The 681-nt window shown below is 48.9% G+C and carries 2 protein-coding genes; both read left to right on the top strand.

Annotated elements, in window-relative coordinates:
• Positions 1 to 482 (top strand): sensor histidine kinase (locus R7Z47_RS25020; protein WP_318130786.1); only part of this gene is annotated, 482 nt, incomplete at its 5' end.
• The coding region (locus tag R7Z47_RS25015; RefSeq protein WP_318130785.1) for a response regulator at positions 475 to 681 on the top strand (207 nt) is incomplete at its 3' end. The genes R7Z47_RS25020 and R7Z47_RS25015, both read left to right, overlap by 8 nt.

The raw sequence follows: 681 nt of genomic DNA, 5'->3' as shown, positions 1-681 counted from the left end.
TGCACAATGCCACCAGCATATTGAGCAATAAATTGATCAAGCAAGGCGTCACGCTCAAAGTACCGACGATCGACCACGAGGTAAGGCTCGCCATTCACAGCGTTGAACTAGAACAAGTGCTCATCAATCTGTTCCACAACGCTGCGCAAGCGATGGATGGCTATTGTATTGATCCACAAATTTCCATCGCGATTCAATGCCACGATTCGAGCTGCGATATTCTGGTGTCAGATAACGGCCCGGGGATGTCTGACGAGGCACTGGCGAAAATCTTTGACCCGTTTTTTACCACCAAACCAGAAGGGCTCGGACTGGGTTTGACCATTTCAAAACGTATTTTAGAAAGCTATCACGGAGCGCTCAGCGCCTATAACCACCAAGGGACGCAATCGGGTGAGTCAGGCGGCATGACCTTTGTGGTCACCGTTCCGATGGCAAACACCAGTACCACCAAACCAGTAACGGAAAACGACCATGCATAACGCAGTTATCTTTGTTGATGACGAACCACACATTCGTGATGCCGTTTCACAAGCACTACTTATCGAGGGCATTGAAGTCACTTGCTTTCCCAATGCCGTTGAAGCACTCAGAGTTATCGATGCCAATTCTCCAGCCATCATCATTACCGATATTCACATGCCGGTCATGGATGGCTTAGAGTTTATGCGTACGCTGCTG

Source organism: Vibrio sp. 1641, from assembly GCF_033339995.1.
Taxonomy (GTDB): domain Bacteria; phylum Pseudomonadota; class Gammaproteobacteria; order Enterobacterales; family Vibrionaceae; genus Vibrio; species Vibrio alginolyticus.
This window is presented reverse-complemented; position numbering and strand designations above follow the sequence as displayed.